At 57.2% G+C, this 18,538-nt stretch carries 26 protein-coding genes; 19 read left to right on the top strand and 7 right to left on the bottom strand.

All coding sequences use genetic code 11. The features are described 5' to 3' along the window. Positions 1-67 precede the first annotated feature (67 nt). Positions 68-1,918: a DNA helicase RecQ gene (gene recQ, locus SCD_RS06860; protein ID WP_009205836.1), complete on the top strand. Its 1,851-nt coding sequence runs from the start codon at positions 68-70 to the stop codon at positions 1,916-1,918. Next, positions 1,915-2,448 carry a thermonuclease family protein gene (locus tag SCD_RS06855; protein ID WP_009205837.1) on the top strand — a complete coding sequence of 178 codons (534 nt, stop codon included), beginning with the start codon at positions 1,915-1,917 and terminating at the stop codon, positions 2,446-2,448. Before recQ ends, SCD_RS06855 begins: the two co-directional genes overlap by 4 nt. 48 nt (positions 2,449-2,496) lie before the next feature. On the opposite strand, the gene SCD_RS15650 is transcribed toward SCD_RS06855, so the two are convergent. Both SCD_RS15650 and SCD_RS06845 read right to left on the bottom strand, forming a co-directional pair. Continuing rightward, the gene (locus SCD_RS15650) at positions 2,497-2,940 is read right to left on the bottom strand and encodes a glutaredoxin domain-containing protein (RefSeq protein WP_009205838.1); all 444 of its coding nucleotides are present in this window, start codon (positions 2,938-2,940) and stop codon (positions 2,497-2,499) included. A 67-nt stretch (positions 2,941-3,007) separates the two neighbouring features. Further along, positions 3,008-3,853, bottom strand: a complete 846-nt coding sequence (locus SCD_RS06845) for a 23S rRNA (adenine(2030)-N(6))-methyltransferase RlmJ (RefSeq protein ID WP_009205839.1) — start codon at positions 3,851-3,853, stop codon at positions 3,008-3,010. A gap of 152 nt (positions 3,854-4,005) precedes the next feature. Here SCD_RS06845 and ettA point away from each other — a divergent pair, with 152 nt between their 5' ends. From ettA to SCD_RS06790, 12 genes are all read left to right on the top strand, one after another. Continuing rightward, positions 4,006-5,670 (top strand): energy-dependent translational throttle protein EttA, encoded by a 1,665-nt coding sequence (ettA, locus tag SCD_RS06840; protein WP_009205840.1) that lies wholly within the window; start codon positions 4,006-4,008, stop codon positions 5,668-5,670. A 35-nt stretch (positions 5,671-5,705) separates the two neighbouring features. Continuing rightward, positions 5,706-6,026, top strand: a complete 321-nt coding sequence (locus SCD_RS06835; RefSeq protein WP_009205841.1) for a nucleotidyltransferase domain-containing protein — start codon at positions 5,706-5,708, stop codon at positions 6,024-6,026. Further along, positions 6,010-6,411, top strand: coding sequence for a HEPN domain-containing protein (locus SCD_RS06830; RefSeq protein ID WP_009205842.1), 402 nt, complete (start codon positions 6,010-6,012; stop codon positions 6,409-6,411). Before SCD_RS06835 ends, SCD_RS06830 begins: the two co-directional genes overlap by 17 nt. Further along, a complete protein-coding gene (locus SCD_RS16615; RefSeq protein WP_009205843.1) occupies positions 6,408-6,569 on the top strand; it encodes a hypothetical protein in 162 nt (53 codons plus the stop codon). The genes SCD_RS06830 and SCD_RS16615 overlap by 4 nt, the downstream gene beginning before the upstream one ends. 61 nt (positions 6,570-6,630) lie before the next feature. Further along, positions 6,631-7,470 carry an NYN domain-containing protein gene (locus tag SCD_RS06825; RefSeq protein ID WP_009205844.1) on the top strand — a complete coding sequence of 280 codons (840 nt, stop codon included), beginning with the start codon at positions 6,631-6,633 and terminating at the stop codon, positions 7,468-7,470. Between the two features lie 40 nt (positions 7,471-7,510). Further along, positions 7,511-7,774, top strand: a complete 264-nt coding sequence (locus SCD_RS06820; protein WP_009205845.1) for a KTSC domain-containing protein — start codon at positions 7,511-7,513, stop codon at positions 7,772-7,774. Between the two features lie 162 nt (positions 7,775-7,936). Beyond that, a complete protein-coding gene (locus tag SCD_RS06815) occupies positions 7,937-8,128 on the top strand; it encodes a DUF4160 domain-containing protein (RefSeq protein ID WP_009205846.1) in 192 nt (63 codons plus the stop codon). Continuing rightward, positions 8,125-8,577 carry a DUF2442 domain-containing protein gene (locus SCD_RS06810; protein WP_009205847.1) on the top strand — a complete coding sequence of 151 codons (453 nt, stop codon included), beginning with the start codon at positions 8,125-8,127 and terminating at the stop codon, positions 8,575-8,577. Before SCD_RS06815 ends, SCD_RS06810 begins: the two co-directional genes overlap by 4 nt. A gap of 141 nt (positions 8,578-8,718) precedes the next feature. After that, positions 8,719-8,901: a hypothetical protein gene (locus SCD_RS06805; protein WP_009205848.1), complete on the top strand. Its 183-nt coding sequence runs from the start codon at positions 8,719-8,721 to the stop codon at positions 8,899-8,901. Next, on the top strand, positions 8,902-9,696 hold the full coding sequence (locus SCD_RS06800) for a fused MFS/spermidine synthase (protein ID WP_232504440.1): 795 nt from the start codon (positions 8,902-8,904) through the stop codon (positions 9,694-9,696). It abuts the gene before it with no gap. 279 nt (positions 9,697-9,975) lie between these two features. Further along, positions 9,976-10,362 carry a hypothetical protein gene (locus SCD_RS06795; RefSeq protein WP_009205850.1) on the top strand — a complete coding sequence of 129 codons (387 nt, stop codon included), beginning with the start codon at positions 9,976-9,978 and terminating at the stop codon, positions 10,360-10,362. A 156-nt stretch (positions 10,363-10,518) separates the two neighbouring features. Beyond that, positions 10,519-11,325 (top strand): class I SAM-dependent methyltransferase, encoded by an 807-nt coding sequence (locus SCD_RS06790; protein WP_009205851.1) that lies wholly within the window; start codon positions 10,519-10,521, stop codon positions 11,323-11,325. 40 nt (positions 11,326-11,365) lie between these two features. Here the strand turns inward: SCD_RS06790 and SCD_RS06785 are convergent, their stop codons facing one another. After that, a complete protein-coding gene (locus tag SCD_RS06785) occupies positions 11,366-12,736 on the bottom strand; it encodes an Lcl C-terminal domain-containing protein (RefSeq protein ID WP_232504439.1) in 1,371 nt (456 codons plus the stop codon). A 137-nt stretch (positions 12,737-12,873) separates the two neighbouring features. Here SCD_RS06785 and SCD_RS06780 point away from each other — a divergent pair, with 137 nt between their 5' ends. Then, positions 12,874-14,325 carry an aminoacyl-histidine dipeptidase gene (locus SCD_RS06780; protein ID WP_009205853.1) on the top strand — a complete coding sequence of 484 codons (1,452 nt, stop codon included), beginning with the start codon at positions 12,874-12,876 and terminating at the stop codon, positions 14,323-14,325. 7 nt (positions 14,326-14,332) lie between these two features. Here the strand turns inward: SCD_RS06780 and SCD_RS06775 are convergent, their stop codons facing one another. Further along, positions 14,333-14,887 (bottom strand): hypothetical protein, encoded by a 555-nt coding sequence (locus SCD_RS06775; RefSeq protein ID WP_009205854.1) that lies wholly within the window; start codon positions 14,885-14,887, stop codon positions 14,333-14,335. 120 nt (positions 14,888-15,007) lie between these two features. On the opposite strand from SCD_RS06775, the gene SCD_RS06770 reads away from it, so the two are divergent. The 3 genes from SCD_RS06770 (at position 15,008) to SCD_RS06760 (ending at position 16,478) form a co-directional block, all read left to right on the top strand. After that, on the top strand, positions 15,008-15,361 hold the full coding sequence (locus tag SCD_RS06770) for a hypothetical protein (RefSeq protein ID WP_009205855.1): 354 nt from the start codon (positions 15,008-15,010) through the stop codon (positions 15,359-15,361). Between the two features lie 4 nt (positions 15,362-15,365). After that, entirely contained in the window at positions 15,366-16,004 is a 639-nt protein-coding gene (locus SCD_RS06765; protein ID WP_009205856.1) for an SCO family protein, read from the top strand. An 87-nt stretch (positions 16,005-16,091) separates the two neighbouring features. Further along, entirely contained in the window at positions 16,092-16,478 is a 387-nt protein-coding gene (locus SCD_RS06760) for a thioredoxin family protein (protein ID WP_009205857.1), read from the top strand. Here SCD_RS06760 and SCD_RS06755 read toward each other — a convergent pair. Both SCD_RS06755 and SCD_RS06750 read right to left on the bottom strand, forming a co-directional pair. Further along, a complete protein-coding gene (locus SCD_RS06755; protein ID WP_009205858.1) occupies positions 16,475-16,810 on the bottom strand; it encodes a hypothetical protein in 336 nt (111 codons plus the stop codon). The two genes, SCD_RS06760 and SCD_RS06755, sit on opposite strands and share 4 nt — an antisense overlap. Positions 16,811-16,869: 59 nt before the next feature. Next, on the bottom strand, positions 16,870-17,088 hold the full coding sequence (locus SCD_RS06750) for an RNA-binding S4 domain-containing protein (protein WP_009205859.1): 219 nt from the start codon (positions 17,086-17,088) through the stop codon (positions 16,870-16,872). 149 nt (positions 17,089-17,237) lie between these two features. Between SCD_RS06750 and SCD_RS06745 the strand changes: the two genes are divergently transcribed. After that, entirely contained in the window at positions 17,238-17,792 is a 555-nt protein-coding gene (locus SCD_RS06745; protein ID WP_009205860.1) for a YaeQ family protein, read from the top strand. 18 nt (positions 17,793-17,810) lie between these two features. Here the strand turns inward: SCD_RS06745 and SCD_RS15645 are convergent, their stop codons facing one another. Continuing rightward, positions 17,811-18,482 (bottom strand): tetratricopeptide repeat protein, encoded by a 672-nt coding sequence (locus SCD_RS15645; RefSeq protein WP_161626926.1) that lies wholly within the window; start codon positions 18,480-18,482, stop codon positions 17,811-17,813. Between the last annotated feature and the right edge of the window lie 56 nt (positions 18,483-18,538).

The following is an 18,538-nucleotide window of genomic DNA, read 5'->3' as shown; positions in this document are numbered from 1 at the left end:
TCTGCGCATTGCATAACCCGGGAAGACTATGAAAGGGTAAAATAGCATTTTATCCGCTCGACCGCCCATGCCCTCCCCCTCCGCCCAGCAAATCCTCCACGACGTTTTCGGCTACAGCGCTTTCCGCGACGAGCAGCAGGCCATCGTCGAACACGTCACGTCGGGTGGCGACGCGCTGGTGCTGATGCCGACCGGCGGAGGAAAATCCCTGTGCTACCAACTCCCCGCGCTGTTGCGGCACGGTGTCGGCATCGTGGTGTCGCCGTTGATCGCGCTGATGCAGGACCAGGTAGACGCCCTCAAGCAACTCGGAGTCAAGGCTGCCTTCCTCAACTCCAGCCTGGCCGCCGATGCTGCCCGTGACGTATTTGGTCGCCTGATGCGCGGCGACCTGGACATTCTCTATGTGGCCCCGGAGCGCCTGCTGATGGCCAATTTCCTGAGTGCGCTGGAGCAAGTGCAAGCCGGCCCGGGGTTGGCGTTGTTCGCTATCGACGAGGCCCACTGCGTATCGCAGTGGGGGCACGACTTCCGCCCCGAATACCGGGAATTGACGGTTCTGCACGAGCGTTTTCCGGCGGTGCCGCGCATCGCACTGACGGCCACGGCAGATGCCCCGACCCGGCGCGAAATCGTCGAGCGTCTGGCGCTGGAACAGGCCCACCAGTTCGTCTCCAGCTTTGACCGTCCGAACATCCGTTATCGGGTGGCGCTGAAAGCCAACGCCCGCAACCAGTTGCAAGCATTTCTGGAAACCGAACACGCCAACGATGCCGGCATCGTTTATTGCCTGTCGCGAAAAAAAGTCGATGAGACCGCCGCCTGGCTCAAGGAAAAAGGCTGGGATGCCCTGCCCTACCATGCCGGCCTCGACGCCGCCACGCGCAACGCCAACCAGCGCCGTTTCCTGCGCGAGGAAGGCGTGATCATGGTCGCCACCGTCGCTTTCGGCATGGGCATCGACAAGCCCAACGTGCGCTTCGTCGCCCATCTCGACCTGCCCAAGAGCATGGAAGGCTACTATCAGGAAACCGGCCGCGCCGGTCGCGACGGCCTGCCTGCGGATGCCTGGATGACCTACGGCCTGGGCGATGTAGTTTCAATGCGCCAGATGCTCAGTTCCGGCGATGCCCCTGCCGAGCGCAAGCGGGTCGAACTGCAGAAGCTCGATGCCCTGCTCGGCTTCTGCGAGGCCACCGCCTGCCGCCACCAGACCATCCTGCGCTATTTCGGCGAGGAACACCCCGGCGACTGCGGCCAGTGCGACAACTGCCTGGAACCCGTCGACACCTGGGACGCCACCCAGCCCGCACAGATGGCGCTCTCCTGCGTCTTCCGCACCGGCCAGCGCTTCGGCGTCGTCCACCTGATCGACGTCCTGCTCGGCAAGGCCACAGCAAAAGTCGAACAATTCAACCATCAGCAACTCACCACCTTCGGCATCGGCCAGGCGCTCAGCCAAACGCAATGGAGCAGCGTCTACCGCCAGCTGGTCGCCGCCGGACTGCTCAACGTAGACATCGAAGCCTACGGCGGCCTGCGCCTGACCGAAGAATCCCGCCCGGTATTGCGCGGCGAGCAGGAAGTCTGGCTGCGGCGCGATGCCGAGCCGGCCAAGAAAAGCCGAACCAGCAAGGCCGAACGCGGCGCCCGCGCCCGCGAAGCCTTCGCCGGAGCCAACGAAGACCCGCTGTGGCAAGCCCTCAAGGCCAAGCGTACCGAACTCGCCCGCGAGCAAGGCGTACCGCCCTACGTCATCTTCCACGACAGCACCTTGCTGGAAATTCTCAACCGTCGCCCCGGCACCCTGAGAGAAATGAGCGAAATCACCGGCGTGGGCCAGGCCAAGCTGGCGAAATACGGCGACGAGTTTTTACAGGTACTGGAGCATGAGACAAACGGGGCCTTTCCTACATGAATACACGCTGCTTTACTCTCGCTGCTACTCTGATTTTTTCCAGCCTCGGACCCATCGCCCAGGCTGAAACGCTCACGGGATGGGTTACTCAAATTACGGATGGCGACACCATTACCGTTAAGGATTACTCAAACCAGCAACACAAGGTATGGTTAATTGGCACAGATGCGCCGGAGAAGTTTCAAGCGTTCGGGAATCGTTCACATCAAATGCTGGGGGCTTTGCTAAACGGTCGTGACGTGGTGGTCGAATGGAATAAACGAGATCGCTATGGGCGCATTATCGGCAAAGTCATGGTCGCCCCGTTTGATTCGCCCTGCCATAACCAGCGTGACTGCCCCAAGACGCTTGATGCCGGCCTGGAGCAAATCAAGACCGGACAGGCCTGGTGGTACAGGGGCCATGCCAAAGAGCAAACCCCGGAAGATCAATCAAAGTACGAGCGGGCAGAATTCGAAGCGAAGATTCACCGTAATGGGTTGTGGGCTGATTCCAATCCGGTGCCGCCGTGGGAACTCCAGCGGAAATAAGTGCTATTTCTCAGATGGTGGGCAAGTTGCCCATTGCCTGTCTCTCCATCATAACGCCCCCGCCTTTTGCAGCATGTCATCCAGCCCTTCCGGAGAGAAGCCGACCATTTTCTGCTTGCCAACCAGGATGACGGGAACGCCCTTGGCGCCCAGCTCCCTCATTTTTGAGCGCGCATAGTCGGACTGGTCGATATCCCATTCCTCGAAGGCGATCTTGCGGCTGCTCATATAAGCCTTGGCCTGCCGGCAGACACCGCACCATTGCGCGGACAGAATCGTCACTTTTTTGACAGAACCATTGAACGAGGAAACCGAGGGGGTGCCGGAATAGGTCTGGACCTTTAACTTCTCGGTTTTGGCAGTGGCGGACTGAGAGGGTTTGTCGGCATACGACACCTTGCCGTCGGCGCCGATGATTTTGTAGATTTCCGCCTGCACTTGCTGTGTGGCGAAAGCGGAGAACAACAGAAAGAAAATGGACCACTTGTTCATGTGTCACTCCAGCCAGGCAAAGAACGTCGAGAGTCCCTGTTCAGGTGCGCAGATCATGAAAGACCCATTACTCCGGCACGGTCCATTCCAGACGAACTTTGCCGGTTTTTTCCGCGCCCAGCGCGGCCAGCAGTTCCGGCAACAGTTCACCCAGTTGTTTGTCGAGTTTCCAGGGTGGATTGATAATCGTCATGCCGCTGCCGTTGAGCTGAAAGTTGTTTAGCGGGGCGAGGTGGATTTCCGTGGTAAGTATCGGTTTCATCCCGCTGGCAGCCAGTTGACGGTGGAAATGCCGTACCGGCTCCGGGCTTTTTATCGGGTACCAGATGGCATAGGTGCCGGTGGGAAAGCGTTTGTAAGCTTCTTTCAGGGCGGTCAGCTGGCGTCGGAACTCGTCCGGCTCTTCGTACGGCGGATCGAGCAGCACCAGCGCGCGCCTGCTTTCCGGCGGCAACTGCGACTTCAGCGCCAGCGCGGCGTCGAGCGCCTGGATACGCACCTGGCGGTCGTCGCGGAACAACCGCTCCAGCGAACTCAACGCATCCGGATGGATGTCGCTCAGCAGCAGCTTGTCCTGAGGCCTCAGCAGCGCGCGCGCCAATCGCGGCGAGCCGGGATAGCTGGTCAGCTTGCCCTCGGCATCCGGCAAACCCAGACGGCGCACCAGGCTGAGAAAATCGGCGAGAACCGGCGAAGGATGGGCCATTCCCAGCACCCGCAAAATACCCGCTTCCGCCTCACCCGTCTTGGCAGCCAAATCGCCGCGCAGGCTGTAGGAGCCGTCGCCGGCATGTGCGTCAAGCACGCTAAAGCCCTTTTCCTTGTGCTTGAAATGCTCGATCAGCAGCGTCAGGATGAGGTGTTTGAATACGTCGCAAAAGTTGCCGGCATGATAGCCGTGGCGGTAATTCATCAGAGGTCGTCCTGGCCAGAATGTTTCATGAAAGGTGCGATCAAGGTCGCAGGCGAATTATAAGCCTAAAAATGACTGTTGATTTCCTTGACTCCCAAAACCCGTCGTCATGAGTTAAGCTATGGTTTTTCATTAGCACCTAATCCAAGACCATGGCCCAATACGTAATGTCCATGCTCCGCGTGAGCAAGATCGTCCCTCCCAAGCGTCAAATCATCAAGGATATCTCCCTCAGTTTCTTTCCCGGCGCCAAGATCGGCCTGCTCGGCCTGAACGGCTCCGGCAAGTCCACCGTGCTGCGCATCATGGCGGGCGTGGACAAGGAATACGACGGCGAGGTGCAGCACCTGCCCAACATCTCCATTGGCTACCTGCCGCAGGAGCCGCAGCTCGACCCGACCAAGACCGTGCGCGAGGAAGTCGAATCGGCTCTGGGCGAAGTGATGCAGGCCCAGCAGAAACTGGAGGAAGTCTACGCCGCCTATGCCGAGCCGGATGCCGACTTCGACAAGCTGGCCGAGGAACAGGGGCGACTGGAGGCCATCATCGCCACCTCCGGTTCCGATTCCGAACATCAGCTGGAAGTGGCCGCCGACGCGCTGCGCCTGCCGCCGTGGGACGCGAAGATCGAGCTCCTTTCCGGCGGCGAGAAGCGCCGCGTAGCACTGTGCAAGCTGCTGCTGGAAAAACCCGACATGTTGCTGCTGGACGAACCCACCAACCACCTTGACGCCGAATCGGTAGACTGGCTGGAGCAGTTTCTGGTGCGCTTCCCCGGCACCGTGGTCGCTGTCACCCACGACCGCTACTTCCTCGACAACGCCGCCGAATGGATACTCGAACTCGACCGCGGCCACGGCATCCCGTGGAAAGGCAACTACTCGAGCTGGCTGGAACAAAAAGGCGCGCGACTGGCGACCGAGAACAAGCAGATCGACGCCCACATGAAGGCGATGAAGCAGGAACTGGAATGGGTGCGGCAAAACCCCAAGGGACGCCAGGCGAAATCCAAGGCGCGCATCGCCCGCTTCGAAGAACTCAATTCACAGGAACACCAGCAGCGTAATGAAACGCAGGAAATCTTCATTCCCGTCGGCGAACGCCTCGGCAACGAAGTCATCGAGTTCGACGGCGTCAGCAAAGCCTTTGGCGACCGCCTGCTGATCGACAACCTCAGCTTCAAAGTGCCGCCCGGCGCCATCGTCGGCATCATCGGCCCGAACGGCGCGGGCAAATCCACGCTGTTCAAGCTGATCACCGGCAAGGAACAGCCGGACAGCGGCACCGTGAAGATCGGCACCACCGTCAAGATCGCCCACGTCGATCAGGCGCGCGATTCGCTGCAGAACGACAAGACCGTGTTCGACGCGATCTCCGGCGGCAACGACATCCTCACCGTGGGCAAATACGAAACCCCGGCGCGCGCCTACATCGGCCGCTTCAACTTCAAGGGTTCCGATCAGGGCAAGATGGTTGGCCAGCTCTCCGGCGGCGAGCGCGGCCGCCTGCATCTGGCACAGACGCTGATCGCCGGCGGCAACGTCCTGCTGCTCGACGAACCCTCCAACGACCTCGACGTGGAAACCCTGCGCGCGCTGGAAGACGCATTGCTCGAGTTTGCCGGCTGCGTACTGGTCATCTCCCACGACCGCTGGTTCCTCGACCGTATCGCCACCCACATCCTCGCCTGCGAAGGCGATTCCAAATGGACCTTCTTCGACGGCAACTATCAGGAATACGAAGCGGACAAGCGGAAGCGGCTGGGCGAAGAAGGCGCGAAGCCTAAGCGGATTCGGTACAAGCCGATTAGCAGGTAGACTGTCATTATCGCAATTTAATAAGGGATCTCGCCATGCTCGACGCCCAAACCATCCAGGCCGCTGCCGAACGATTGGCCGCCGCAGCCAGCTCGCCTTGCCGGGTGATCCTGTTTGGCTCCTACGCCCGTGAGACGGCGGACGAAGGTTCCGATCTCGACCTGATGGTCATCGAGCAGGAAGTCGCCGACAAGACGGAATACCTGCGACTGCGCAAAGCCATCGGACGAATCGGCACCGGGGTGGATGTGCTGATCTACTCCAAAGATGAAGCCATGCGCCGCAGCCAAGTGCCCGGCACCGTGCTGTACTGGGCCGTCAAGGAAGGGAAGGTGCTGCATGACGGCCTCGCTTGACGAAGCGCGCCGCTTCCTGAGCTTGGCAAGCGAAGATCTTGCCGCGTTCCGAACACTGGCCGCAACGCCTCACATACGCGAGGCCATCGCGATTTTTCATGCTCAGCAGACCATCGAAAAATGTCTGAAAGCCGTTCTGTTCGCCAACGGGGTAGAGTTCCGCCGCACCCACGACCTTTACGAACTCGCCGACCGGATTGAACAAGCCAGCATCTCTTTGCCACGCAACGCCGAAGAACTGGGGCTACTCAACCCCTATGCGGTCGAGTTTCGCTATGGCGATCAGACAATTCCCCTTATCACCCGCGAAGAAGCAGAGGCGTTGGCGCAAGATATTTTGGAGTGGGCGAATGCAATAGTCGAAGAAAATGAAAAGCCACAATGAATTCAGAAATCCAGAATGTTTTCGGTTCGCCGGGGCGCTTGGTGGCGGATTGCCCGTTTAAAAACAATAGCGATGCTGACCCCGTTGATTTGATTCCGCAATATGTATGGCTAGCGTGCATCGGGTGGGAGGGTTTGCATGAAAAACAGGCCGCCTGAACTGTTGGATAAACCGTGGTTAGCTCAGTCTGTCCCCGTTTAATGGTGGAGGTAGTTTGATATGACTCATGACACAAGCATTGCCTTGCTGATTGATGCGGATAACAGCCCTGCGAGCAAGATTGAAGAGATACTTGATGAACTTGCCAACTATGGAGTCATCAATATTCGGCGCGCCTTTGGAAACTGGAAAAGTCCGCACCTAAAAAGTTGGGAAAATGTGCTGCATGATTACGCTATTCAGCCTATGCAACAGTTCGCCTACACCAAAGGTAAAGATGCGACCGACATGGCCATGATCATTGATGCAATGGATTTGCTCTACACCAAGAATTTAAACGGCTTCTGTATCGTATCGAGTGATTCCGACTTCACGCCACTGGTGATGCGTATTCGTGCTAACGGGCTTAAAGTGTTCGGTTTCGGGGAAAAGAAAACACCAGACCCCTTCGTCAATGCCTGTTCAAAATTTCTGTATCTGGAAAATCTCGGTGCGTCAGTGCCACTTGAAACGAGTCTTGAGGCAAAAGCAGTCGTTGTAAGAGCAGAGGAGGCTACATCATCAGCCAGAGCACCCCTCACACCAACACCGTCGCAGGCAGCGAAGCCTGTGGCTAGCAAGGTTGGCACAAAAGAACTCAAAGCCAACACACGCCTGGTGAACCTACTACGAAAATCAGTCGAATCGGCGGCAGATGATGAAGGTTGGGCTGGACTTGGTACGGTTGGGCAGCATATTGCCAAACAAGCATCCTTTGATTCTCGCAATTATGGTTACGCCAAATTAAAGGATTTATTTCAGGCCATTGGGCTTTTCGAGCTGCGCAAAAGCGACAAAACAATTTTTGTTCGTGACAAAAAGGCAGCGCCTCAAGTGCCAATGGGGACAGCATCGCAATAAATCAAAAGAATCGGGCTCTAAATATCTCCAGAATTCCACCATGGAAATGAAAAAGATCAACTCCGGTAAGTTACGCGCCATCGGCTACGATGCGCGCGCCCGGTTGCTGCAAGTCCAACTCGACGACGGCAGCATGCTGCAATACAGCGGCGTCGGCGAGGAAGCCTGGCGCCGCCTGAGCAGTTCGGGTTCGGCCTGGAGCTACTATCGCGACAACATCGAAGAAGAGTTCACCGCGAAGCGCGTTTCCGCCAACGCCCCTGCCGGCAAGAATCCGCTCGACGATTTATTCGGCAAGCCCTGATAGCCTGTGTAGGATGGGTTGAGCGTAGCGATACCCAACCTACGAAAACTTTATGGCATATTGGTCCATCAACCAAGAAAACCAGACCTTGCATTAGTGCAATGGTTGCACTAATATTACCTCATGCCTACGCTACACCGATTTGATAACTGCGTTATCCGAATGTATGCACACGATCACCTGCCGCCGCATTTCCATATCGGCATGAACGATGGCCGCGAATGCCTGATCGAAATCGACACAATGCAATTCCTTGCTGGCCGCATCAGCCGCCGGGAACTTGTTGAAGCCCTAGTATGGGCGCAGGAAAATCGCGCCGTGCTGCGCCAAAAATGGAAGGAACTAAACCCATGAAAACTTCAACTAAAACCGAATTCCCGCGTGCCCTTCACGTCGATACGCTGGAACCCTGCCGCCTGCGCATCCGCTGGAGCACGGGCGAAACGCTTGAGGTTGACCTTGCCGACAAGTTGAAAGGTCGCGCCCTCGCCCACCTGCGCCAACCCGCCCTGTTCGCCAAGGCCCACGCTGCCTGCAACGGCGCCTGTATTGAATGGGAAGACAGCGAATTCGGCGCCGACAATGTCTATGCCTGGACACGCGAACAAATGGGTAAAGCCTCCCACGAAATGTTCTTTGGCTGGATGTACCGCAACAATCTCACCCTCGATAGCGCCGCACAGGCTCTGGGCATGAGCCGCCGCATGATTGCCTACTACCGAAACGGCCGCAAACCGATTCCGCAATATGTATGGCTGGCGTGCATAGGGTGGGAGGGATTACATGAAAAGCAGGCAGCTTAAGGTATTTTGGAGATCATGGCCTGCCCTGATCGTTACCTAAGTACGTAGGATGGGTTGAGCGACGCGATACCCATCGCTTGCCATTGTTGGGTATCGCTACACTCCACCCAACCTACGATAACTGGAAGAAAACTGACCGCCATGAAAGCACCTGTTTCCCATTCTAAAGACCCTGAGCTGCAAAAAGTTCCGCAAGCCTTGATGCGCGCTTCCGAGAAGGCACGCCAACTCGCTGAGCACACAGGCACGCCCTTTATAGTGCGCAAGCCCGGCACCCCTCCTGCCAGCAAGAATCCGCTCGACGACTTATTCGGCAAACCCTGAATGAAAACAACTCAGAGTGCGCTGATTCACTCACTGAGTCCCAGTAATGGGCCTATGGATTTTTCAATAGATATTCGGGAAAGTAACGGCCTGCGCACGCTGCATTTTAATAAGCGATGGATGCAAGGCGCGATGCGGGTCACGCGGCCCTGGGCTCTGGAGCTGGAGTACACGCAGGTGATGATGGCGTGTTTGCTGATGCGCGATGAAAACCGCTTTCCGCGCAACATCCTGTTGATCGGCCTCGGCGCAGGCTCGCTGACAAAATTCCTATACCGCCACTGCCCGCTGGCTCATCTGACGGTGGTGGAAATCGATGCGCGTCTGGTGGATGTGGCTAGCGAGCACTTCGGGCTGCCGGATGATCCGGTGCGATTGAAAATGGTGATAGGCGACGGTGTCGATTACATGATGGCCAGCGACCAGACTTTCGATCTGATCCTGGTTGATGGTTTTAATGAGCACGCTCACCCCGGCGATCTCAATACGCTGCCTTTTTATCGGGCATGCCTCTCACGGCTAAGCGAGCCAGGCTTGCTGGTGGTCAATCTGATCGGTTTGAGTCACGGGGTAAAAGGCGGTTTCGCGCATATCGAATCTGCTTTTGAAGACCGCACCCTGATGTTCCCCAAGTGCAAAAGCGGAAACACGATTGCTTTCGCGTCAACCGCAGGCGTCATCAACATTTCACTGGATGAGCTGAAGGCAAAGTCGATAGTCTTTGAGCAACGAACCGGGCTTGCGCTGTTGCCGATTTTAACCAGATTAGAATTAATGGAGACAAACGCGGCGTAGGATGGGTTGAGCAACGCGATACTCATCGCTGGCAAGTGTTGGGTATCGCTACGCTCCACCCAACCATCCTTAGCTGACCAGGCTACGAAGCCTATCGGTGCGACGCAAAAACATCCATCGGCAGCAGAGATCGCCCACCTTGTTATTCCTGTGATACGCTTCAATCCTGAGGGAACGATATCGGGCATAATGGGTCGCAGCTAAATAGTTGTTTCAACATCCCTGCGAGTCGGCCTGCCCTGCGCAAATTCCATAGCCCTTTACCAAGGAGAGCCTGACATGTTTGAACCTATCACTATCCCTTTCGGCTGCAAGATGCTTTTTAATACGGTCAAACTCAAACCCGGCGTCACTATTGAAGAAGTCGAGCAGGCACTGGGTGAGATGTGCAATGTGGTGAAAGAAACTTACGGCGGCGACAAAGGCGGATTTATCGCCGGGCAGGTCTTTCAGTTTTCGGGTTTCGTTTCCGACGAGGGTTCTCTGAGCGGCGCAGCTCCGGCTGAGAGCCATGTGGCGATCGTCACATTCTGGAACAGTTATGAGGAGCACGAAAAGTCACACGCCGACAAGACGTTCAAGGATAAATTCGAGGCGCTGGGCAAGTTGTGTACCGACAGCAAGGAACTGGGATACGACATGCTATGGCAAGGTGTGCCGGAATAGCTATAGCACAGGCTAGGCCCGAGCTACAGTACAGCCCGCGCAGAATGGGTTGAGCAACACGATACCCATCGCTGGCAATTGCTGGGTATCGCTACGCTCCGCCCAACCTACCTTAGCTGAGCACGAATCGTTCATCTGTACTTCGAAGGAGTTAGCATGAGCATGGACCCGATAGCCGAATTCAAATCCAGACAACGCGAAACCTGGACCCTGGGAAATTTCGGCGAAATGGCCGTGTTTACAACGCCCGTGGCCGGCCATCTGGTACGCTATGCCGGTGTGACGGGCGGCCAGACGGTGCTGGATGTGGGAACGGGAACGGGCGTGGTTGCGATCACAGCGCGCATTAAAGGCGCCAGAGTGACGGGGCTGGACCTGACCCCTGCACTGCTCGCACAGGCGAAGGAAAGCGCCACGATTGCCGGCTATGATGATATTGTCTGGCATGAAGGAGACGCCGAGGCGCTGCCTTTTCCGGATGCTTCGTTCGATGTGGTGTTGAGCCAGTTCGGGCATATGTTCGCGCCCCGGCACGATGTCGCGGTCAGCGAGATGCTGCGCGTGTTGAAACCCGGCGGCATGATTGCCTTCGCCACCTGGCCCGGCGAACAATTGATCGGCCGCATGTTCGACTTGAATGCAAAGTATGTCCCACCGCCTCCGGGCATTGTTTCACCAGTCCATTGGGGTGATGTCGCTATCGTGCGGCAACGGATGGGCGACAGCGTCAAACGCATGCACGCCGAACGGGGCATCATGGCCATTCCGGCACTCAGCCCACGACATTTGCGCCTGTTTCTGGAAGCCAAAACCGGCCCTTTCATCCGCACCGCACAGGCATTGCAGAACGACCCCGCCAGCCTGGAAGCGTGGCGAAACGAAATGGAAGAACTGATGCACGAATATCTGCATGACAATGTCGTCCGCCACGAATATCTGCTGATACGGGCGATCAAGGCCTGACAGCGACAAGCTGGCACACCTCACAGTCAGAGCCGTTGCGCTACCTGACACACCGCACGTAGTTATCTATCCTCACCGCATCGCTCTGCCCACCCAGTGAGCTATAACTCGTTGGGTTTCCGGTTTTCGGGTCGGCGCGTTGCGCGCCCGCACCATGCGTATCCACGCCCCCCGACGAGGTGCATTTGCCGAAGCAGACATAAGACGCCATGCGCGTGTTGTCACCGTGCGTGGTGCTCGACCAGTACCAGCCGTTGCGATCAGTCTGCGTAAAAATCCGTGTGTCGATAGCGGGATCATTGCGCGAATAATCTACGATGCTCTGCAACTCTTTTACGTTGGGCAGGCGCCAATAACGCTTACCGGCCAGATTAAGCGTGCTGCAATAGCGCAATGCTTCAGGCCAGTCGCGCGTTTTGCCGTCGTCAGCTTGTTGCCAGGTGAGACCGGTGGCGTTGTCGCTTACACTGCCATCCTTGTTATTGCTGAAATCGTTGTGTCCCAGATATTCCGCTCCGCGCACACAGCGGTGGAACAGGCTGAACGGGCCTGAAGTCGGCGCGTTTTTGATATGACCGTCGAAGAAGTTGAAGAAGAACGCCGCTTCCACCCCTCGCCCCATGTGGTTGCCGGTGTAGAGGGTCGATGACCATGTCTGCCCCATCATCTCGGGGTGGTGCGACGCTTCACGACCCATGTCATCTGTTGCGCTTGGGTAGGCCATATTGAAATAGCGGCTATCCAGATAGAAGCGCCCGGTGCCTTGCGAACCACTGAAATCGGCGATGGAAAACAATTCTTTCAGTGACGGCAGCCGCCAGTCATGTTTGCCGCCGAGCACCAACGCTTCGCAATCGCGCCTGGCTTCGGAATAACCCACGCGTTTGGCGTTGTGCGCCTTCTGCCAGACCAGCCCTGTGTTGAGGTCGCTCACCGTGCCGTCGCCGTTGTCGCGATAGGCGGGTTGGGTACCGATAAATTGCGCATCCTGCCCGAAGAATTTTTCACCGCGTTGCGGACAGGTAATGACGGCGCCATTGTCGTCAAAGCAATAAACCTGTGCAGTGTCGACCACCCGGCTCTTGGCCGAAGTGGTATTAGCTATGGGGGCGGAAGCAGGCAAAGGCTGAGACACGGGACCGCCCTGCCCGACCGGCCGGTTCTGTGCAGGCCGAGCGTTGTTACCGCGCTGTTGCATGCCGCCATCCGGCACGCAGGCAAAGGCGTTGGGCACATTGCGGCAAGCTCCGCTGAGGATGCCGCGCGGTGTGTCGAAGCGGCATGCCGCACCTTGCGACTTACCCTGGCAGGCCTGTGTGGCTTGCGGCGGTGGCGTGTGTCCGGCGCCCAGTTCGCCAGGAGCAGCAACGGCGAATGAACATATACTGATCAGAAATAAGATGAGAGCCATAGTACGCATTCTGAAACCCTTGTCAGTTGGTTTTTACTGCAAACAATAAGTGAATTTTATACCGAGTTGGAGGCTTAGGTTTCGGCCCTGTAAAATAACGTGAAATCCTGTGTTCTACGGTAACAACGAATAACGATATGAAAAACCTGCAACCCCATTCCGTCTGGGCACACTTCGCAACCCTCTGCGCCATCCCACGTTCCTCCCTGCATGAGGCGGCGCTACGCGACCACCTGATTGCCTGGGCGGTGAATCTTGGTATTTCGACCCAGGTTGATGCTGTCGGCAATCTAATTCTGCGCAAGCCTGCCAGCTCCGGTTGCGAGGCGATGCCCGGCGTGATCATGCAGGGGCATCTCGACATGGTTTGCCAGGCTAATTCCGGCACGCAGCACGACTTCGAGCACGATGCGATCCAGACAGTGGTGCGCGATGGCTGGGTCATCGCTGAAAACACCACGCTTGGTGCTGATAACGGCATCGGCGTAGCGCTTGCGCTGGCTGCGCTGGAAGAGCCTGGGCTGATTCATCCGGCGCTGGAAGTGCTGCTCACCATCAACGAGGAATCGGGCATGGATGGTGCGCGCGGTCTGGCCCCCAGCACCTTGCAGGGCAAGACGCTGATCAACCTCGACACCGAGGAGTGGGGGCATTTCTATTTGGGCTGCGCGGGCGGCGTGGATGTGGAGGTGCGCCACGACTGCGCACAGGAAGGCTTGCCGTCGGGTTATGCGTTGATGCGACTGGAAGTGTCCGGGCTGCGCGGTGGCCACTCCGGCATCGACATCCATCTCGGGCGCGGCAATGCGATCAAGCTGCTGGTGGAGGCGCTGCATGAGCTGGCCGAACTCTTCAATTTGCGCCTGATCGGCATGCAGGGCGGCACGGCGCGCAACGCGATTCCTCGCGAGGCATTTGCGGTATTCGCGCTGCCTGCTGCTGATGCGGCGCAACTGGAAGCTTGGGCGCAACAGAAACTTACGCCATGGCGGAAACACTTCGCGAAGGTGGATGCGAAAGTGTCGCTGGCATGCGAACCTTGCAATACGCCACAAGGCAGCTCCATTTTACGTGCAGACCAGAATCGATTACTCGACTTCCTCAATACTGCTGCCAACGGCGTGGCGCGCACCAGCGATGCCTTTCCCGGTGTGACGGATACCTCCTGCAATCTCGGCGTGGTCGCGCTCGAACAGGGCGTGTTCCGCGCCACGTTCAAGGTACGCTCGCTGCACGATGCACGCGCCGATACGCTGGCCGACGAGGTGGTCACGCATGCTGCTTCATCTGGAATGCGCGCTTGGAAGGATGGCGCCTATCCGGGCTGGACACCAAACCCCGCCTCTCCCCTGCTCGACCTTTGCCAACAGGTTTACCGTCAGGAATTCGGACAGCCCGCCAACCTGCAGGTTATCCATGCCGGGCTGGAGTGCGGCCTGCTCGCGTCCAGCCATCCGCATCTGGACATGATTTCCTTCGGGCCGGACATCCGCGGCGCTCATGCGCCGGGAGAAAGCGTCGAGATCGAATCGGTAGGACGCTGCTGGCAGCTGCTTAAAGCGGTGCTGCAGAGACTGGCAAACGGTTAGGAATCTGTCATTTTCCCTCAGGGCAATCCGTGATGCACCTCACCTCTTGTATCCGCTTGCCGCCGCAGGCAAGAAAGCAGGCGTCATAAATCGGCTGACAGCCGCATTCAACCTCGCACCTTTCCTTCCTTAGCCGGTCGAACGCCTCGTCGCGGGTGGGTTTTTTCGGCGCAACAGGTGGAAAATAGTATGGTTCAGGCCAGGGGTGGTAAAACCCATGGCCATACCAGATGGAATCACGCCAGCGCATGGACAAGTACAGCTGATAATGCTCCAGTTCCCAACGATAGCGATCCAGTTCAGCCGCATAGCGCTTGAGGGCCTCGCCGTACCGCTCTTCCACCAATGGTGCTATGTCTGCCAGGCAAGTCTGGTAATCCGCTGTGCAGCGTTGCTGGCACACCTCCATTTTCTGACCGCATTTTTCCAGGCAAGCCTGTCCTGCGCTATCGGCAGGCGGTTCATAGCGGTAAATGGATTGGTAACGCGGATTGGGGGTGGAGCAACCTGCCAGACCAACGGCCACAATACCCAGAATCAGAGTGCGCAGAGCGGGGTGCATGTTTTTCCTTCAAATGCCGAATCAGGCGGCTTCACATTTCATCATAGCAACTTCCGGTTTCATCAAGACTGCTATAATTCCCGACATGATCCATCCATGAAATTCAAAAGGAAAAGTAATATGAAGCGTTCCGCCCTTCTGCTGTGTTGCCTGAGCCTGGCACTCTCCGCCCACGCGACTGACTCCATCACTGATGCGGGTCTGGCGGAGACTCAGATTTTGGGTAGCCTCAACGGGCAAGCACTTGCCTGCGGCTACGCAGAAACCGCCTCCCTCATCAAGTCTGTGATAATTCAGCACGCACCCAAGTCGCGGCGCTACGGAGCGGCTTTCGAGGAGGCCACCAACAAGGCCTTTCTGGACCATAACAAGAACGAGCAGACGACCTGCCCTGATGGCCCTACTCTCAACGGACAAGTCGATGAAGCAATTCAGCGCTTGCAGGCTGCCGTACCAGCCTCAGTGGTGAAGTAACACCATGAATAGATTGTATCTTTCCATCCTGACTGCAGCTCTTCTATGCACGGCGCCTGCCTGGGCAGAGCCCTCTTCGCCCGTTGAGGATGATCAGCCGAAAATCGGGATCGTTTCCCGTTATTTACTGATGGATACCAAGGGACGAGCGATTTCCGATCAGGATTTTCGTGGCAGCTTTCAGCTCATCGCCTTCGGTTACACTTTCTGCCCGGATATCTGCCCGACCACCCTGGCGGAAATATCGCTGATCATGGAAAAACTAGGCAGCCGGGCCGAGCAGTTGCAACCCTTGTTCGTGACCGTGGACCCGGAACGGGATACTCCCGAAGTGTTGCGCCGCTATACCGCGTATTTCCACCCGCGCATCATCGGCCTCACCGGCTCGCCGGAACTGGTGCGACGCGTAGCCGACCACTTCAAGGTACGGTATGAAAAACACTGGGAACCGGGCGCAGAAAAAGACAATTATTCGGTGGACCACTCGGCAGGCATGTACCTGCTGGGGCCGGATGGAAGCTTTCTCGGCAAGTTTGCCTATGCCACCCCGCCTCAGGAAGTGGCCGACCGAATTCTGGCACTGATGGATGACCTCAATTTACCGTCACCAACAAAACGCCCCCCCGCCAGGAAGGCACATTAACCTCACGGGTTACCCATCTGGGCAGTGGCTAAAAGCGAACAGCTTGTTTAAACTATTGCCTGCCCTTAATTCAGATTATTCAAGACAATGATTCTCTCTTACGACGTAGAAGAAGACGATTTCGACGAACTAGTGGTTGCCCGTTCGCACGAGGTGCCAGTGTTGCTGGATATCGGCGCCGAATGGTGCAGCCCGTGTCGTGTGCTGGGGCCGATGCTGGAAAGACTGGTCAAGGAATACGACGGCAAATTTGTGCTGGCGAAAGTCGATGCAGACGAAAACATGCGTATCGCCGGTCGGCATCAGGCAAGAGGCTTCCCGACAGTTATCGCGTACAGCCGCGGGCAGGAAATCGACCGTTTTCACAGCTCACAGACCGAAGGCTTTCTGCGTCGTTTTCTCGATAGCTTTATCGAGCGCCATACCGCCGGAAACGATGCAACCGAGTCTGAGCTTCAACCCGCTGACGTCTAGAGGCACCCGCCGCAACTGCCACACCGCCAGTCATGAGGATTGGCCGCCTGATAGAACCAGCGCATGTGCGCCTCATCCACGGGAATCTCGTGCTCGGAAAAAAGATCGGCCAGCCATCCGGCGTGCTCAAGAATCCAGTCGTCCTCTAGCAACCCTTCGGCAAAATCTTCATCATCAAGGTAGATGTAGCTGAATATGCCGAAGGTGCCCATGTCTTTCTCGCGCCGCTCGGCATCGATGGCCAGAGACCGGCCAAGGTAGTGGATTTCCCATTGGCCAAGGCAAAGATTGTTTCCTTTGCTCGTCCAGCAGGCTGTAAATGGGTTCGACATGTTAAGCAGGGTTGATAATATGGCTCGAATAGCGAAGATTATAGCGCCATTAACCCTGATTACAGACCCACGACAGCAATCCGCACCCCAAGACATTCGACGACCTGACCGGCACGAATTTTCGCCGTTTTGCGACTCTCTGGCTGCCCGTCCACAGTAACCCGTCCCTCAGCGACCAGGATTTTCCCGCGCCCGCCACTGTCTGCCACGCCGGCAAGTTTGAGCAGGTTGCAGAGTTCAACATATTCGCCTTTAAGCGGGATTTCTACGGTTTGCATGAAAGATTCCAGAAATATTGATTCGCCACGGTACGACGCCGCAAATTTAGTGTCAACCATGCCTCGGTCAGACACTTCGCGCACGCAACCAAATCGGTTATTCTTCGCATCCCTGATGTGACACCCACGACAACTGAAACAGTAAAATTATGGCCATTAAATCAACCATCTTCAAAGCCGAGTTGCAAATCGCCAACATGGATCGCAACTATTACCATGACCATGCGCTCACTATCGCCCAGCACCCCTCGGAAACCGATGAACGCATGATGGTACGAGTGCTGGCATTTGGGTTGCACGCCGATGAGGCATTGTCGTTCGGCAAGGGGCTGAGCACCGATGAAGAACCCGATCTGTGGCAAAAGGACTTGACCGGCTCCATTGAACTCTGGATAGACGTGGGTTTGCCAGATGAAAAACTTATACGCAAAGCCTGTGGCCGCTCAAGGCAGGTAGTCGTGTATACCTATGGCGGCCGTGGCGCCGATATCTGGTGGAACCAGAACGGCAGCAAACTCGAACGGCTCAACAACCTGACCGTAATCAACCTGTCGGAAACCACCAGTCAAGCCCTGGCAACGATGGTACAACGCACCATGCAGTTGCAACTGACCATTCAGGATGAAGAAATTTGGATCGCTGACAATAACGTCAGAATTCAAGTCAAACTGGCGAAGCTGAAAGCTCCGTCGCCCTTTCGCTGAAGCTTCGCGAGCGCAAACTTAGCTAATAGAATTGAAGTGGTGCCGGGGTCGGACTTGAACCAGCACGACCTTTGAGGGTGTAAGCATCCGACCCTGTTCTGCGCTGGAATGGTCCATCCGTGCGGTCAGCGCATCAAAGGCGGCAAGAGCACGCTCTGCGAATGCCGCGTTGTCGAACAGTCCCGGCCGGGATCGGGCGAAATGCACAGCCAGGGCATACCACTTGAGGGCCTGGACTGCATCCACCGACACGCCTTCGCCGCGCTCATAAAACCTGCCCAAGGCCAAGTGAGCCGCGGCCATGCCCTGGCTGGCCGCCTGTTCCAGCAATCGAATTGCCCGGCCATCATCCCGGGGCACGCCATCGCCCTTATGATACATCCAGCCGAGATGGTAGCAGGCGGGTCCGTAGCCGTTCCGGGCGGACCGGGTGAACCATTCCACGGCCCGGTTGCCGTTCCTGGGCACGCCCCAGCCTTGGGCATGGAGAATGCCCAGCTTGTACTGCGCTCGGGGATGGTTCTCCTTTGCCGCTCTGGCCAGCCAATGGGCCGCCTTTCGGTAGTCCTGGGTGAAACCGGGGGACCAGCCGTGGAAGTTTCCGATTTCGTATGCATAGCCGAGTTCGAACTGGATTTCGGGCCACTTGGCCACCCCCAACACGATGACCCCGCACAGTACAGACGCCACGATAAGACCCGCCGTGCGCCGTGCGCGATTCGTCCCGGCAATCGCCAACAATCTCT

It is taken from the genome of Sulfuricella denitrificans skB26, assembly GCF_000297055.2.
Taxonomy (GTDB): domain Bacteria; phylum Pseudomonadota; class Gammaproteobacteria; order Burkholderiales; family Sulfuricellaceae; genus Sulfuricella; species Sulfuricella denitrificans.
Note: the sequence above shows the minus strand (reverse complement) of the source record. Positions and strands in the feature narration are given on the sequence as shown.

Excerpts from the sequence above, each read along its gene's own strand:
- SCD_RS06855 (WP_009205837.1), top strand. The coding sequence starts at position 1,915 with ATGAATACACGCTGCTTTACTCTCGCTGCTACTCTGATTTTTTCCAGC.
- SCD_RS06835 (WP_009205841.1), top strand. The coding sequence starts at position 5,706 with ATGCTCGACGCCCAAACCATCCAGGCCGCTGCCGAACGATTGGCCGCC.
- SCD_RS16615 (WP_009205843.1), top strand. The coding sequence starts at position 6,408 with ATGAATTCAGAAATCCAGAATGTTTTCGGTTCGCCGGGGCGCTTGGTG.
- SCD_RS06760 (WP_009205857.1), top strand. The coding sequence starts at position 16,092 with ATGATTCTCTCTTACGACGTAGAAGAAGACGATTTCGACGAACTAGTG.
- SCD_RS06820 (WP_009205845.1), top strand. The coding sequence starts at position 7,511 with ATGGAAATGAAAAAGATCAACTCCGGTAAGTTACGCGCCATCGGCTAC.
- SCD_RS06815 (WP_009205846.1), top strand. The coding sequence starts at position 7,937 with ATGTATGCACACGATCACCTGCCGCCGCATTTCCATATCGGCATGAAC.
- SCD_RS06810 (WP_009205847.1), top strand. The coding sequence starts at position 8,125 with ATGAAAACTTCAACTAAAACCGAATTCCCGCGTGCCCTTCACGTCGAT.
- SCD_RS06785 (WP_232504439.1), bottom strand. The coding sequence starts at position 12,736 with ATGGCTCTCATCTTATTTCTGATCAGTATATGTTCATTCGCCGTTGCT.
- SCD_RS15650 (WP_009205838.1), bottom strand. The coding sequence starts at position 2,940 with ATGAACAAGTGGTCCATTTTCTTTCTGTTGTTCTCCGCTTTCGCCACA.
- SCD_RS06765 (WP_009205856.1), top strand. The coding sequence starts at position 15,366 with ATGAATAGATTGTATCTTTCCATCCTGACTGCAGCTCTTCTATGCACG.
- SCD_RS06750 (WP_009205859.1), bottom strand. The coding sequence starts at position 17,088 with ATGCAAACCGTAGAAATCCCGCTTAAAGGCGAATATGTTGAACTCTGC.
- SCD_RS06790 (WP_009205851.1), top strand. The coding sequence starts at position 10,519 with ATGAGCATGGACCCGATAGCCGAATTCAAATCCAGACAACGCGAAACC.
- SCD_RS06805 (WP_009205848.1), top strand. The coding sequence starts at position 8,719 with ATGAAAGCACCTGTTTCCCATTCTAAAGACCCTGAGCTGCAAAAAGTT.
- SCD_RS06800 (WP_232504440.1), top strand. The coding sequence starts at position 8,902 with ATGAAAACAACTCAGAGTGCGCTGATTCACTCACTGAGTCCCAGTAAT.
- SCD_RS06845 (WP_009205839.1), bottom strand. The coding sequence starts at position 3,853 with ATGAATTACCGCCACGGCTATCATGCCGGCAACTTTTGCGACGTATTC.
- SCD_RS06830 (WP_009205842.1), top strand. The coding sequence starts at position 6,010 with ATGACGGCCTCGCTTGACGAAGCGCGCCGCTTCCTGAGCTTGGCAAGC.
- recQ (WP_009205836.1), top strand. The coding sequence starts at position 68 with ATGCCCTCCCCCTCCGCCCAGCAAATCCTCCACGACGTTTTCGGCTAC.
- SCD_RS06795 (WP_009205850.1), top strand. The coding sequence starts at position 9,976 with ATGTTTGAACCTATCACTATCCCTTTCGGCTGCAAGATGCTTTTTAAT.
- SCD_RS06825 (WP_009205844.1), top strand. The coding sequence starts at position 6,631 with ATGACTCATGACACAAGCATTGCCTTGCTGATTGATGCGGATAACAGC.
- SCD_RS06755 (WP_009205858.1), bottom strand. The coding sequence starts at position 16,810 with ATGTCGAACCCATTTACAGCCTGCTGGACGAGCAAAGGAAACAATCTT.
- SCD_RS06780 (WP_009205853.1), top strand. The coding sequence starts at position 12,874 with ATGAAAAACCTGCAACCCCATTCCGTCTGGGCACACTTCGCAACCCTC.
- SCD_RS06775 (WP_009205854.1), bottom strand. The coding sequence starts at position 14,887 with ATGCACCCCGCTCTGCGCACTCTGATTCTGGGTATTGTGGCCGTTGGT.
- SCD_RS06745 (WP_009205860.1), top strand. The coding sequence starts at position 17,238 with ATGGCCATTAAATCAACCATCTTCAAAGCCGAGTTGCAAATCGCCAAC.
- SCD_RS06770 (WP_009205855.1), top strand. The coding sequence starts at position 15,008 with ATGAAGCGTTCCGCCCTTCTGCTGTGTTGCCTGAGCCTGGCACTCTCC.
- ettA (WP_009205840.1), top strand. The coding sequence starts at position 4,006 with ATGGCCCAATACGTAATGTCCATGCTCCGCGTGAGCAAGATCGTCCCT.